Genomic DNA, 13,477 nt, shown 5'->3' with positions numbered 1-13,477 from the left:
GGGATGCTTTACCTTACGTATGTGCAAAATTGCGATCAGAGCATATTACCAAAAGTGAATGAACAATGGCTAGGAAAGAGGACAATTCTTACCTGATCTCTGGAATGAATTGCATTGGAATGAGATCTTTTCCACTCGCACTGTAACGCTGGAACAGACCGAGCAGCTCGGCTGGCAGCTGGCTGGAATCAATGGTTTCAAACGCGGCTTGCTGATAGAAACCCTCAAGATGTGAGTATGCAAAACAGTAATCCTTGTCCTGTAGTACGTTCTGCTGACAATAACTCAGCAGCTGAGAGCCTATTTTGTCACCGCGCAGGCGGCTGTCTACGACCATGCCGGTCAGCAGACGGTACTTAGCGACCTGGCGAAAGCGCACGATGGCTTTCATTCCCTGTTCAGTGTAGCCACCGATCATCAGTTCATCGCTTTTTGGCTTGGTGCCCGGGTAGTGCTGTTTGTAAAAACGCTTTACCAGAGGCAACTTTATCGGGTCTATGTGTTCAAAGTTCAGAGTCGGCATTTGTATCTGTCTTAAAAGTGCATCTGTTGTAGAATGACCCAAGTTTAGTTTATCCAAAGAATCCCATGCAATTACATCTCGACGCGAATTTAAAGCCGTACCATACCTTCGCCATCGATCAGTCTTGTCGATCTCTGGCTGTGATTGAGTCGGTTCAGGACCTGATTTTTATTTATCAATCCGAGCAATGGCAACACACGCCAAAACTGATGCTGGGTAAGGGGAGTAATATTCTGTTTACTGCGCCTTATCAGGGCCTGGTGATGGTGAACCAGTTATCCGGCATCGACCACAGCCAGGATGCTGAGTTTCACTATCTGCATGTCCATGGCGGTGAAGACTGGCCGCAATTGGTGGCCTGGTGTATGGAGCAGGGGTTATACGGACTGGAAAATCTGGCTTTGATTCCGGGCTGTGCCGGTTCGGCGCCGATTCAGAATATTGGTGCTTATGGGGTCGAATTTAAAGATGTGTGTGATTACGTCGATTACTTATGTCTGGATACCCTGACGGTACAACGTCTGACCGCTGAACAGTGTCAGTTTGGTTATCGTGACTCTATTTTCAAGCACGCTTTATATGACAAGGCGATTGTGGTGGCTGTCGGGCTTAAGCTGGCCAAGAATTGGCAGCCGGTCTCTTCCTATGGGCCGCTTAAAGCACTGGCGCAGCCCTGTGGCGCTGAAGCGATATACCAGTGTGTGTGTCAGACCCGGCTCGATAAACTGCCGGACCCGCATGAAGTCGGTAATGCGGGCAGCTTTTTCAAAAATCCGGTGATAAGTCAGGCACAATATCACCAGTTGCTGGCTGAATTTCCCCACATGGTGGCGTATCCGGCCGGTGACGGCATGAAAATCGCGGCCGGTTGGCTTATCGACAGTGCTGGTCTCAAAGGCACTCGTGTTGGTGGTGCCCAGGTACACAGCAAACAGGCTTTGGTGCTGATTAATGCGGATAATGCCACGGCACGGGATGTGATTGAGCTGGCGGCATTGGTCCGTCAGAGGGTACAGGACAAATATGCTATTACCCTTGAGCATGAAGTGCGCTTTATCGGCGTGCAAGGGGAAACCAACTTAACGGAAATACTGGAGCAAGCGTAGTGAAAGAGCATAGTGTAAAGCTGGCGTTATTAAAGACCCTGTCAGATGGCACTTTTCATTCCGGTGAATCATTAGGTGAGCAGCTTGGCATGAGCCGCGCAGCCATCAGCAAACATATCCAGGGAATCCAGGAGTGGGGCGTAGATGTCTTCCGCGTGCAGGGCAAAGGCTATCAACTGGCCCAGCCGCTGATGATGCTGGAAGAAGCGGCTATCCAGTCGCAGGTCAGTAATCCGGTTGAGTTGCATCCCATCATCGGGTCAACCAATCAGCATTTGATCGATAATCTCGACAATATCGCCTCCGGTACTGTGTGTCTGGCTGAATATCAGGCCAGCGGTCGCGGACGGCGCGGACGGCAGTGGATATCGCCGTTTGGCTCTAACCTCTACTTTTCCATGTACTGGCGTCTGGAAGCCGGTATGGCTGCCGCGATGGGGCTGAGCCTGGTTGTGGGTGTGGCCGTGGTCGAAGCGCTGGAAAACATGGGCTTTGATGGTGTTAAGCTCAAGTGGCCAAATGATTTGTACTATCAGGACCGCAAACTGGCCGGGATTTTGGTTGAGATGTCCGGACAGGCCGGCGGTGCCGCCCATCTGGTGATCGGTATGGGTATGAACCTGATTATGCAGGATCGTGAATCGGCTATCGATCAGCCCTGGGTCAGTTTGGCGGAGGTGATCGGTCAGGATCGTATTGATCGCAACCAGCTGGCGATCGCCTTTATTCAGGCATTGGATAAGGCGCTGCGTGAATATGAGCTGCATGGTATGCAGGATTTCGTCGAGCGCTGGAACCGCCTGGATAACTTCATCGGCCGCAAAGTGAAGTTGATTATGGGCAATAACGAGGTAAGTGGTATCGAACGCGGCATCGATGCTCATGGCGGTGTACTGCTGGAAACCGGGCAAGGCCTGAAAAGCTACGTCGGTGGTGAGATATCACTGCGTAAAGGTGAGTAACGTGCTTTGAGCGCCAGTCTTTCTCTGGCCGAGAGCAATCAGAATGAAGTACAACAACAAAGAGGCAGCTGCCTCTTTGTTGTTTATTCGGCTTGTTCCAGTACGGCACTATTTGCGTAGCAGAACCCGCTCGACGGTATGGTCGATGCTTTTACGCAGGATGAGCTGGGCGCGTTCCTTGGTCGGCAGGATGTTTTCCTGCAGGTTTTTACCGTTGATGCTGTGCCAAATCTCTTTCGCCTTGCTTATCGCTTCTTCTTCACTTAACTGGGTGTAGTGACTGAAATAAGAGCCGGGCTTGGTAAAGGCACCCTGGCGGAACTTCATAAAGCGCTCGATGTACCATTTTTCAATCATGCTGCTGTCGGCATCGACATAGATGGAAAAGTCGAGAAAATCAGAGATAAACACCCGGTGTGGATCATGCGGATAGTCCATCCCGCTTTGCAGCACGTTCAATCCCTCAATCAACAGTACATCAGGGCGGTCAACCACCTTTTGTTCCTCGGTGATGTCATAGGTCAGATGGGAATAGACCGGTGCGGTCACATGCGGTGTGCCGGCTTTGACATCGGAAACAAATTGCACCAGGCGGCGCATATCATAAGACTCGGGAAACCCTTTCTTATGCATGATACCGCGGTCTTTGAGCACCTGGTTCGGGTACAGGAAGCCATCAGTAGTGATCAGTTCGACCTTGGCGTGGTTGTCCCAGCGTGACAGCAGCGCTTTCAGCAGACGTGCAGTGGTGCTTTTGCCTACCGCGACACTGCCGGCAATGCCGATGACAAAAGGAGGTGCTTTCTCGGTATTGCTTAAAAACTGATTCAGTACTGAGTTGCGGCTTTGCCTGGCGGCGACATACAGGTTTAACAGCCTCGCCAGCGGGAGGTAGATCTCGACCGCTTCTTGAATTGTGAGGCTTTCGTTAATGCCTTGCAGCTCTCGCAGGTCCGCTTCCGACAACGTCATAGGTACAGAATTACGTAACTCTGCCCACTGATGACGAGCAAAAGATAAGTACGGGCTCATAAAATGCTCAATCGTATAATTAGAATAAGAGAGGGGAACATACAATATGGTGCTGATAAAGCAAATGAGAAAGATGGCATAATTAGCGATTGGCCGGAAATTTGAATGAAAAACCATCGAATAAACAAAAACGTGGCAAATTTTGATTTTTTTTAAGTTTAAGGGTTGCAAGGTGAGAAATCATTCAATAGAATGCGCCCCACTTATGCCGACTTAGCTCAGTAGGTAGAGCAACTGACTTGTAATCAGTAGGTCACCAGTTCGATTCCGGTAGTCGGCACCATTTTCTCCTCAAGCTAGGCTTGATGGCAGTGAAAATGGCAAAAAATTTGGAGGGGTTCCCGAGTGGCCAAAGGGAGCAGACTGTAAATCTGCCGGCTCCGCCTTCGATGGTTCGAATCCGTCCCCCTCCACCATATTCTTAAGGAAATAGCTCTCAGAGTTACGTGTGCGGGCATCGTATAATGGCTATTACCTCAGCCTTCCAAGCTGATGATGCGGGTTCGATTCCCGCTGCCCGCTCCACTCATTTAAGAGTGCTGATATAGCTCAGTCGGTAGAGCGCATCCTTGGTAAGGATGAGGTCGGCAGTTCGATTCTGCCTATCAGCACCAGCTCTAAGCAAAACTTTCCTTTTGATATATACTTTACTACCGGTAATTTTTGGTTGCGTGGTCATTAATTAAAGCCACCTATATCCGTACCTAGAGGGACAACTCATGTCTAAAGAAAAATTTGAACGTACGAAACCGCACGTAAACGTTGGTACTATCGGCCACGTTGACCACGGTAAAACAACTCTAACAGCAGCTATCTGTACTACACTGTCAAAAGTGTACGGTGGTTCAGCTCGTGACTTCGCGTCAATCGACAACGCTCCAGAAGAGCGTGAGCGTGGTATCACGATCTCTACTTCACACGTAGAGTACGACACTCCAACTCGTCACTACGCACACGTAGACTGCCCAGGACACGCTGACTATGTTAAAAACATGATCACCGGTGCTGCACAGATGGACGGTGGTATCCTAGTTGTTGCTGCGACAGATGGTCCAATGCCACAAACTCGTGAGCACATCCTGCTAGGCCGTCAGGTTGGTATCCCATACATCATCGTATTCATGAACAAATGTGACATGGTTGATGATGAAGAGCTGCTAGAACTAGTAGAAATGGAAGTTCGTGAACTTCTTTCTGAATACGATTTCCCAGGTGATGACCTACCAGTTATCCAAGGTTCTGCACTAGGCGCACTAAACGGCGAAGAGCAGTGGGAAGCGAAAATCGTTGAACTGGCAGAAGCACTGGACAACTACATCCCAGAGCCAGAGCGTGCAGTAGACATGCCGTTCCTGATGCCAATCGAAGACGTATTCTCAATCCAAGGTCGTGGTACAGTAGTAACTGGCCGTATCGAGCGCGGTATCCTGAAAGTAGGTGATGAAGTTGCGATCGTTGGTATCCACGACACAACAACTACTACTTGTACAGGTGTTGAAATGTTCCGTAAACTGCTAGACGAAGGTCGTGCAGGTGAGAACGTTGGTGCACTTCTACGTGGTACTAAGCGTGATGAAGTAGAACGTGGTCAAGTACTTGCTAAACCAGGTTCAATCACTCCACACACTAAGTTCGAATCAGAAGTCTACGTACTGTCTAAAGATGAAGGTGGTCGTCACACTCCATTCTTCAAAGGCTACCGTCCACAGTTCTACTTCCGTACAACTGACGTAACTGGTAACATCGAGCTGCCAGAAGGCGTAGAAATGGTAATGCCAGGCGACAACATCAAGATGATTGTTGACCTGATCGCTCCAATCGCGATGGACGAAGGTCTACGTTTCGCGATTCGTGAAGGCGGCCGTACAGTAGGTGCTGGTGTTGTAGCGAAAATCTTTGCTTAATCTTTCGATTAGTGAAGAATGATTTGACTACACAGTAGTAAAGAGGGCATCATTTGATGCCCTTTTTCTGCGCTGTATCTTTTTGTGTCGATTTATTAGTCGATCACGAGCAAGGAATTCTGGGACTAAGACTAAGTGCTTGGTCTGAGCGCTCAATCAACACGTGATGTGTTTTTTGAATGGATTTGCCCTGCAACAGCGGGGCGGTTGTCGTCTATAGTAAGACTTGTGACAGGTTGGTTTATGAAAGCAAACAATGCTGAGACTCCTGATAGCTCAAGTGCTGCAGATACGTTTAAGTGGCTAGTCACTTTTGTTCTGCTGGCCGCTGCTGTTGTGGGTAATTACCTGTATGGTGAATTGTCTGTAGTGATTCGCGCTGCAGGTGTGATTGTGCTGATTGCAGCTGCGCTTGGCGTAGCAGCGACCACCGCAAAAGGTAAAGCTGCGATTATTTTTGCACGCGAGTCGCGTATGGAAGTTCGCAAGGTTGTCTGGCCAACGCGTCAGGAATCGATGCAAACCACGTTGATCGTGTTAGCTGTAAGTATAGTAATGGCTCTGGTGCTTTGGGGCATTGACGGCATTATGGTTCGTCTTGTTGCCTTTGCAACCGGAGTATAGAGGGTTTAATACATGAGTGAAGCTCCAAAAAAACGCTGGTATGTAGTTCAAGCCTTCTCAGGGTTTGAAGGTCGTGTCGCTCAGTCGCTACGCGAACATATCAAAATGCATAGCATGGAAGAGCTGTTCGGCGAAGTTCTGGTTCCAACTGAAGAAGTTGTTGAGATGCGCGCGGGTCAACGCCGCAAGAGCGAGCGTAAATTCTTCCCTGGCTATGTGCTGGTGCAAATGATCATGAATGATGAATCATGGCACCTGGTTCGTAGTGTTCCTCGTGTGATGGGCTTCATTGGTGGTACCTCTGATCGTCCAGCACCTATCACTGATAAAGAAGCGGATGCGATTCTGAACCGTCTGGAGAAAGCGAGCGAAGCGCCGCGTCCTAAGACCATGTTCGAAGCCGGTGAAGTGGTACGTGTTAACGAAGGTCCATTTGCTGACTTCAACGGTACCGTTGAAGAAGTGGATTACGAGAAGAGCCGCCTGAAAGTGTCTGTATCGATCTTTGGTCGTGCAACACCCGTTGAGCTTGAATTTGGTCAAGTTGAGAAACTTGATTAAAAAAACACCTTTACAGGCTTGTTTAAGGCGCGAAATCTGACTATAATTTCGCGCCTTTTTATTGGTCTTTAACTGTTTTAAAGGCCGGTAAAATTAAGACAGTAAACGGGGAGCTGATCGATTGGTTAGCGTTTGAACCCATAATTTAGGAAATATCATGGCTAAGAAAGTTGAAGCTTATATCAAGCTGCAAGTTGCAGCGGGTATGGCTAACCCAAGTCCACCAGTTGGTCCTGCTCTAGGTCAACGTGGTGTGAACATCATGGAATTCTGTAAAGCGTTCAACGCAAAAACAGAATCTGTTGAGAAAGGTCTACCAATCCCAGTTGTTATCACTGTATACAGCGACCGTTCTTTCACGTTCGAAACTAAGACTCCACCTGCAGCAGTTCTTCTGAAGAAAGCAGCAGGCATCAAGTCTGGTTCTGGTCGTCCAAACACTGAAAAAGTGGGTACCATTACTGACGCTCAAATCCAAGAAATCGCAGAAACTAAAGCTGCTGACATGACTGGTGCTGATGTTGAAGCAATGAAGCGTTCTATCGCGGGTACTGCTCGTTCAATGGGCCTAGTGGTAGAGGGTTAATATAATGGCAAAACTAACTAAGCGCATGCGTACTATCCGCGAAAAAGTGGATGTAACTAAAGAGTACGAAATCAACGAAGCGGTTGCTCTTCTGAAAGAACTGGCGACTGCAAAATTCGTAGAATCTGTTGACGTTGCTGTTAACCTGGGCATCGACGCTCGTAAATCTGACCAAAACGTTCGCGGTGCAACTGTACTGCCACACGGTACTGGTCGTGAAGTACGTGTTGCTGTATTTACTCAAGGTGCAAACGCTGAAGCTGCTAAAGAAGCTGGCGCTGACCTGGTAGGTATGGAAGAGCTTGCTGACCAAGTTAAGAAAGGCGAGATGAACTTCGACGTAGTTATCGCATCTCCAGATGCAATGCGCGTTGTAGGTCAACTGGGTACTATCCTTGGTCCACGCGGCCTGATGCCAAACCCTAAAGTTGGTACTGTAACTCCTAACGTTGCTGAAGCGGTTAAGAACGCAAAAGCTGGTCAGGTTCGTTACCGTAACGACAAGAACGGCATCATCCACACCACTATCGGTAAGGTGTCTTTCGAAGGCAACCAACTGCAAGAGAACCTAGAAGCTCTGCTAGTTGCGCTTAAGAAAGCAAAACCTTCTTCAGCGAAAGGCGCTTTCCTGAAGAAAGTAAGCATCTCTACTACTATGGGTGCTGGTGTTGCAGTTGATCAGGCTAGCCTGAACACTCAAGCATAATGCATTTGCTTAGGTGCGAAATTAGTGTATAATTTCGCGCCTAATATTTGTGGTTGGGGCTGAACTTTGGTTCTTTGAATTCTTCGGAATTCAGTGTGAATTAAGACCCAGTCTCCGTCCAAGACCGTAGGCGTTATCGAAAGATAACTTAATGCAACCTACGTAGATGGTGCCCGAACTGACAGAAAGCTCTAATTTTATTAGTTACCTTTCTTCTGGGAATGCACCTATTAAGCTCTCACTGTTGTGATAATAGTGAGTGGTGTAACAACAACCAGGAGTAATCCAAGATGGCTTTAAATCTTCAAGACAAAAAAGCAATTGTCGCTGAAGTCAACGAAGCGGCCAGTGGTGCACTTTCTGCAGTTGTAGCTGACTCTCGTGGTGTACAAGTTGCTGCGATGACAACTCTGCGTAAACAAGCTCGTGAAGCTGGTGTTTACCTGAAAGTTGTTCGTAACACACTTGCACGTCGTGCAGTAGAAGGCACAGCTTACGAATGTCTTCAAGACGTATTCGTAGGTCCTACTTTGATCGGTTTCTCTAACGAGCACCCAGGTGCTGCAGCGCGTCTTTTCAAAGACTTCGCTAAAGAGAACAAAGAATTCGAGATCAAAGCGGCTGCATATGAAGGCGCAGTTACTGACGTTGAAGTACTAGCGACGCTACCAACTTACGACGAAGCAATTGCACGTCTGATGATGTGCATGAAAGAAGCTTCTGCTGGCAAGCTGGTTCGCACTATCGCTGCTGTCCGCGACCAAAAAGAAGCAGAAGCGGCTTAATAGCCTTGCTTTTTACTGGTTGCTAAATAAACTTATTGTTGACTTAAAAGAGAATTGTTATGTCTATTACTAACGAGCAAATCCTAGACGCAGTTGCAGAAATGTCTGTAATGCAAGTTGTTGAACTGATCACTGCAATGGAAGAAAAATTCGGTGTTACTGCTGCTGCTGCTGTTGTAGCTGGCGGTGCTGCTGCAGGCGAAGCTGCTGCTGAGCAAACTGAATTCGACGTTGTTCTGACTGCTGCTGGCGCAAACAAAGTTGCTGTTATCAAAGCAGTACGTGGCGCAACTGGCCTAGGTCTGAAAGAAGCTAAAGCTCTAGTTGACGGTGCTCCAGCACCTCTGAAAGAAGCAGTTTCTAAAGACGAAGCTGAAGCACTGAAGAAAGAGCTTGAAGAAGCTGGTGCAACTGTTGAAGTTAAGTAATAATTACTTAATTTCTTAGCCGTAAGGCTAATGGCTGGTGGTTTATTGACCACCGGCCTTTTTGCGCTGTAGGGTATGAGCGAATTTTCCCGCTGTTTAAGCGTTTCATATCCATGCAAAAAACGCCTCATTCTTTCGTAATGAGACGTCACTACAGTAAACAGCTATTTAGTCACTGTCTTCTTTGATGCAGACAGTTTGGGTCACTTATCAGCGAGCTGAGGAACCCCATGGTTTACTCTTATACCGAGAAAAAGCGCATCCGTAAGGACTTTGGTACTCGTCCACAAGTTTTGGACATTCCATACCTGCTATCGATCCAGCTCGATTCGTTCGAAAAATTTATCGAACAGGATCCTGAAGGACAATACGGACTTGAAGCCGCTTTTCGTTCTGTATTTCCTATCCAGAGCTATAACGGCAATTCAGAGCTGCAATACGTTAGCTACCGTCTTGGTGAGCCAGTTTTTGACGTTAAAGAATGTCAAATCCGTGGTGTAACTTATTCAAAACCACTGCGCGTAAAACTGCGCCTGGTGATTTTTGATAAAGACGCGCCAGCAGGTACTGTCAAAGATATTAAAGAACAAGAAGTCTACATGGGTGAAATTCCACTCATGACAGAGAATGGTACCTTCGTAATCAATGGTACCGAGAGGGTTATCGTATCCCAGCTGCACCGAAGCCCAGGCGTGTTCTTCGACAGCGATAAGGGTAAGACCCACTCTTCTGGTAAAGTTCTATACAACGCGCGTGTTATTCCTTACCGCGGTTCATGGTTGGATTTCGAGTTCGATCCGAAGGACAACCTGTACGTTCGTATTGACCGTCGTCGTAAACTACCAGCCTCGATCATTCTGCGTGCGCTGGGTAAGACGTCAGAAGAAATCCTAGACCTATTCTTTGAGAAAATTAACTTCGAAGTTCAGGATCAGACTCTGAAAATGGAGCTGGTTCCAGAGCGTCTGCGCGGTGAAACTGCGTCGTTCGACATCGAAGCTGATGGCAAAGTGTATGTGGAAAAAGGCCGCCGCGTAACGGCTCGCCATATCCGTCAACTTGAAAAAGATGGCGTGACCTTTATCGAAGTACCGGTTGAGTACATCGTAGGTAAAGTGTCTTCGAAAGAGTACATCAACGAAGCCACGGGCGAAGTTATCGTGAGTGCGAACCAGGAAATCAGCCTGGAGTCGCTGGCGAACCTGTCACAAGCCGGTTACAAAAAGCTAGAAGTTCTGTTTACGAACGATCTAGACCACGGTCCGTTCATGTCTGAAACGCTGCGTATCGACAGCACGACTGACCGTATTTCGGCGCTGGTAGAAATCTACCGCATGATGCGCCCTGGCGAGCCGCCAACGAAAGAAGCGGCTGAAGCCCTGTTTGAAAGCCTATTCTTCTCTGAAGAACGCTACGACCTGTCTACTGTAGGCCGTATGAAGTTCAACAGCTCTATCGAGCGTGCAGACGCCGGTGAGCAAGGCACTCTTGATGAAACAGACATCATCGAAGTGATGAAGAAACTGATCTCGATCCGTAACGGTAAAGGCGAAGTGGACGATATCGACCACCTTGGCAACCGTCGTATCCGTTCAGTAGGCGAAATGGCAGAGAACCAATTCCGTGTTGGTCTTGTACGTGTAGAACGCGCAGTGAAAGAACGTCTGAGCCTGGGCGATCTGGACAACGTGATGCCACAAGATCTGATCAACGCGAAACCTATTTCTGCTGCTGTTAAAGAATTCTTTGGTTCTTCACAGCTGTCTCAGTTTATGGATCAGAACAACCCGCTGTCAGAAGTTACGCACAAACGTCGTATTTCTGCTCTGGGTCCTGGTGGTCTGACTCGTGAGCGTGCTGGTTTTGAAGTTCGAGACGTACACGTGACCCACTACGGTCGTCTGTGTCCTATCGAAACGCCTGAAGGTCCAAACATCGGTCTGATCAACTCGCTGTCTGCGTTCGCACGCTGCAACGAGTACGGTTTCCTGGAAACCCCATACCGTCGTGTGGTTGACGGCATCGTAACGGATGAAGTGGATTACCTGTCTGCTATCGAAGAAGGTCAATTCGTTATCGCTCAGGCGAACGCGAAACTGACTGACGAATCTAGCTTTGCTGATGAGCTGATCACTGCTCGTCAGAAAGGTGAATCTGGTCTTCACCCACGTGAACACATCAACTACATGGACGTTGCGACCAACCAGGTTGTATCGATCGCGGCATCGCTGATTCCATTCCTGGAACACGATGATGCGAACCGTGCATTGATGGGTGCGAACATGCAACGTCAGGCAGTACCGACTCTGAAAGCTGAAAAGCCTCTGGTTGGTACCGGTATTGAACGTAACGTAGCGGTAGACTCAGGTGTAACTGCAGTCGCTAAACGTGGCGGTATGATCCAGTCTGTAGATGCTTCTCGTATCGTGGTTAAAGTGAACGAAGAAGAGTTGATCCCTGGCGAAGCGGGTATCGACATCTACAACCTGACTAAGTACACCCGTTCGAACCAGAACACGTGTATCAACCAGCGTCCATGTGTGATGCCGGGTGAACCTGTGGCTCGCGGTGACGTACTGGCAGACGGTCCTTCGACTGACCTTGGCGAACTGGCACTAGGCCAGAACATGCGTATCGCATTCATGCCTTGGAACGGTTACAACTTTGAGGACTCGATCCTGGTATCTGAGCGTGTTGTTCAAGACGACCGCTTTACCACAATCCACATTCAAGAGCTGTCTTGTGTGGCGCGTGATACCAAGCTGGGTGCGGAAGAGATCACTGCGGATATTCCAAACGTAGGTGAAGCAGCGCTGTCTAAGCTGGATGAGTCAGGTATCGTTTACATCGGTGCTGAAGTGAAGGGTGGCGACATCCTGGTTGGTAAAGTAACACCAAAAGGTGAAACTCAGCTGACCCCTGAAGAGAAACTGCTGCGTGCAATCTTCGGTGAAAAAGCGTCTGACGTTAAAGATACTTCTCTGCGTGTACCTAACTCGGTTGCAGGTACGGTTATCGACGTACAAGTCTTCACTCGCGATGGTGTAGAGAAAGACAAGCGTGCGCTTGAAATCGAACAGATGCAGCTGAAAGAAGCGAAGAAAGACCTGACCGAAGAATTCCAGATCCTGGAAGGTGGTCTGCTGGCTCGTGTTCGTTCACTGCTGCTGGTCGGTGGTTACAGCGAAGCGAAGCTGGATTCTATCGAGCGCAAACAGTGGCTGGAACAGACACTGGAAAACGACGAACTGCAAACTCAGCTGGAACAGCTGGCTGAACAGTACGATGAGCTGAAAGCTGACTTCGACAAGAAATTCGAAACCAAGCGTCGCAAGATCACCCAAGGTGATGACCTTGCACCTGGCGTTCTGAAGATCGTTAAAGTGTACCTGGCAGTGAAACGTCGCATCCAACCGGGTGATAAGATGGCGGGTCGTCACGGTAACAAAGGTGTAATCTCTAAGATTAACCCTGTTGAAGACATGCCATACGATGAAAAAGGTCAGCCTGTTGACATCGTACTGAACCCGCTGGGTGTACCATCGCGTATGAACATCGGTCAGATCCTGGAAGTTCACTTAGGTCTGGCTGCGAAAGGTATCGGTGACAAGATCAACCAGATGCTGAAGGAACAACAAGAGCTGGCTAAACAGCGTGAGTTCCTGCAGAAGGTTTACGATCTGGGTAATACCCGTCAGGTTGTCGATATTGCTGCGCTGTCTGATGACGAAGTGCGTACGCTGGTTAATAACCTGCGTAGTGGTCTGCCAATTGCGACTCCAGTCTTCGACGGTGCGAACGAAGCATCGATCAAAGAACTGCTGAAACTGGGTGATCTGCCAGAATCTGGCCAGCTGACTCTGTTTGATGGTCGTACTGGTGATGCGTTTGAGCGTCCTGTAACGGTTGGTTACATGTACATGCTGAAACTGAACCACCTTGTTGATGACAAGATGCACGCTCGTTCAACCGGTTCTTACAGCCTGGTTACTCAGCAACCGCTGGGTGGTAAAGCTCAGTTCGGTGGTCAGCGTTTCGGTGAGATGGAAGTATGGGCACTGGAAGCATACGGTGCGGCTTACACCCTGCAAGAAATGCTAACCGTTAAGTCGGATGACGTTAACGGCCGTACGAAGATGTATAAGAACATCGTCGACGGAAACCACTCGATGGAACCTGGTATGCCAGAATCGTTCAACGTACTGTTGAAAGAGATTCGCTCGCTGGGTATCAACATCGAGCTAGAAGACGAAGAGTAAA

Annotated in this window: 12 protein-coding genes and 4 tRNA genes; 14 read left to right on the top strand and 2 right to left on the bottom strand. The window is 48.6% G+C overall.

What is annotated here, in order from left to right; genetic code table 11:
- Positions 1 to 88: 88 nt before the first annotated feature.
- Positions 89 to 523 (bottom strand): GNAT family N-acetyltransferase, encoded by a 435-nt coding sequence (locus KNV97_RS17535; protein WP_218562446.1) that lies wholly within the window; start codon positions 521 to 523, stop codon positions 89 to 91.
- 65 nt (positions 524 to 588) lie between these two features.
- On the opposite strand from KNV97_RS17535, the gene murB reads away from it, so the two are divergent.
- Positions 589 to 1,629, top strand: coding sequence for a UDP-N-acetylmuramate dehydrogenase (gene murB, locus KNV97_RS17530; RefSeq protein WP_218562445.1), 1,041 nt, complete (start codon positions 589 to 591; stop codon positions 1,627 to 1,629).
- Positions 1,629 to 2,591 (top strand): bifunctional biotin--[acetyl-CoA-carboxylase] ligase/biotin operon repressor BirA, encoded by a 963-nt coding sequence (gene birA, locus KNV97_RS17525; RefSeq protein ID WP_218562444.1) that lies wholly within the window; start codon positions 1,629 to 1,631, stop codon positions 2,589 to 2,591. Before murB ends, birA begins: the two co-directional genes overlap by 1 nt.
- Positions 2,592 to 2,699: 108 nt before the next feature.
- On the opposite strand, the gene coaA is transcribed toward birA, so the two are convergent.
- Positions 2,700 to 3,623 (bottom strand): type I pantothenate kinase, encoded by a 924-nt coding sequence (gene coaA, locus KNV97_RS17520; protein ID WP_136487962.1) that lies wholly within the window; start codon positions 3,621 to 3,623, stop codon positions 2,700 to 2,702.
- Positions 3,624 to 3,830: 207 nt separating this feature from the next.
- Here coaA and KNV97_RS17515 point away from each other — a divergent pair.
- The 12 genes from KNV97_RS17515 (at position 3,831) to rpoB (ending at position 13,476) form a co-directional block, all read left to right on the top strand.
- Positions 3,831 to 3,906: transfer RNA gene (locus tag KNV97_RS17515), tRNA-Thr, on the top strand.
- A 48-nt stretch (positions 3,907 to 3,954) separates the two neighbouring features.
- A tRNA-Tyr gene (locus KNV97_RS17510) sits at positions 3,955 to 4,039 on the top strand.
- Positions 4,040 to 4,073: 34 nt separating this feature from the next.
- A tRNA-Gly gene (locus KNV97_RS17505) sits at positions 4,074 to 4,148 on the top strand.
- Between the two features lie 13 nt (positions 4,149 to 4,161).
- Positions 4,162 to 4,237 (top strand) — tRNA-Thr (locus KNV97_RS17500).
- Positions 4,238 to 4,342: 105 nt separating this feature from the next.
- Positions 4,343 to 5,527: an elongation factor Tu gene (gene tuf / locus KNV97_RS17495; protein WP_218562431.1), complete on the top strand. Its 1,185-nt coding sequence runs from the start codon at positions 4,343 to 4,345 to the stop codon at positions 5,525 to 5,527.
- A gap of 243 nt (positions 5,528 to 5,770) precedes the next feature.
- Entirely contained in the window at positions 5,771 to 6,151 is a 381-nt protein-coding gene (secE, locus tag KNV97_RS17490; RefSeq protein WP_136487899.1) for a preprotein translocase subunit SecE, read from the top strand.
- Positions 6,152 to 6,163: 12 nt separating this feature from the next.
- On the top strand, positions 6,164 to 6,712 hold the full coding sequence (nusG, locus tag KNV97_RS17485) for a transcription termination/antitermination protein NusG (protein WP_004728254.1): 549 nt from the start codon (positions 6,164 to 6,166) through the stop codon (positions 6,710 to 6,712).
- Between the two features lie 157 nt (positions 6,713 to 6,869).
- Positions 6,870 to 7,298 carry a 50S ribosomal protein L11 gene (rplK, locus tag KNV97_RS17480; RefSeq protein ID WP_136487898.1) on the top strand — a complete coding sequence of 143 codons (429 nt, stop codon included), beginning with the start codon at positions 6,870 to 6,872 and terminating at the stop codon, positions 7,296 to 7,298.
- Between the two features lie 4 nt (positions 7,299 to 7,302).
- Positions 7,303 to 8,004: a 50S ribosomal protein L1 gene (gene rplA, locus KNV97_RS17475; protein WP_136487897.1), complete on the top strand. Its 702-nt coding sequence runs from the start codon at positions 7,303 to 7,305 to the stop codon at positions 8,002 to 8,004.
- Between the two features lie 290 nt (positions 8,005 to 8,294).
- Entirely contained in the window at positions 8,295 to 8,789 is a 495-nt protein-coding gene (rplJ, locus tag KNV97_RS17470; protein ID WP_136487896.1) for a 50S ribosomal protein L10, read from the top strand.
- A gap of 59 nt (positions 8,790 to 8,848) precedes the next feature.
- Complete coding sequence (gene rplL / locus KNV97_RS17465) at positions 8,849 to 9,217, top strand: 50S ribosomal protein L7/L12 (protein WP_136487895.1); 369 nt, start codon at positions 8,849 to 8,851, stop codon at positions 9,215 to 9,217.
- 230 nt (positions 9,218 to 9,447) lie between these two features.
- Complete coding sequence (gene rpoB, locus KNV97_RS17460) at positions 9,448 to 13,476, top strand: DNA-directed RNA polymerase subunit beta (RefSeq protein WP_218562443.1); 4,029 nt, start codon at positions 9,448 to 9,450, stop codon at positions 13,474 to 13,476.
- The last annotated feature ends 1 nt before the right edge of the window (position 13,477 follow it).

Origin of the sequence: Vibrio ostreae, assembly GCF_019226825.1 — a bacterium.
Taxonomy (GTDB): domain Bacteria; phylum Pseudomonadota; class Gammaproteobacteria; order Enterobacterales; family Vibrionaceae; genus Vibrio; species Vibrio ostreae.
Note: the sequence above shows the minus strand (reverse complement) of the source record. Positions and strands in the feature narration are given on the sequence as shown.